Source organism: Hyphomonas chukchiensis (assembly GCF_000682695.1).
Lineage (GTDB): Bacteria > Pseudomonadota > Alphaproteobacteria > Caulobacterales > Hyphomonadaceae > Hyphomonas > Hyphomonas chukchiensis.
The window spans coordinates 1-601 of sequence record NZ_AWFG01000094.1; the positions used below are offsets into that span (position 1 = coordinate 1).

Below are 601 nucleotides of genomic sequence, written 5' to 3' on the forward strand. Positions count from 1 at the left end.
ATCAACGTGGCGGCTTCAACACGTCCCAGAAAACAAAAGAAAATTCTAATTGGGAGTCACGAAGATATGCGGCTCCGCGGCGATACCCTGTTTAACCATGCGCAGCGCGCATGACTTCGTAAGCATACAGATGCCCCTCTATCGAGCGAATTAAACATGCCAGAAGCCGCCCCGGAATGATCTCCGGAGCGGCCAGTTTGGCGATGAGTGCGGGGCTAGTCCTTGGGGTTCCAGAGGATCACGTGGCGGCCTTTCTTGCCTTTGACCGGTGCGAGGTTCGCGTAGATGCGGCGCGGGCCAATCTGCGGATCTGCGAGGGTCAGGGAGACGTATTCGCGGCCGGAAGACTTTGCCTTGCGCATCCAGCCGCCGCCGATTTCGGTCGCGGTCTCACCGGCGAAGATGCGGTAGTCCGGCTGGGCCTCTTCAGCTTTGTCCGCGTTCTTTTCGATGCGGATGGCGGCTGAGAGGTTCATCATTGCGAGGGCGCCTTCGAAGCCGGTTTTGGTTTCGCTGACATATCCGAGTGCGTTTGCCATGGGGGTCTCCTTTTCGTTTCCGTGGCTGTCTTCGAGGGACACCTTGTCCCCGTCGACGCCGG

The 601-nt window shown here is 58.9% G+C and carries 1 protein-coding gene; it reads right to left on the bottom strand.

All coding sequences use genetic code 11. The features are described 5' to 3' along the window. Nucleotides 1–215: 215 nt before the first annotated feature. The coding region (locus tag HY30_RS18200; RefSeq protein ID WP_241765780.1) for a DUF736 domain-containing protein at nt 216–601 on the bottom strand (386 nt) is incomplete at its 5' end.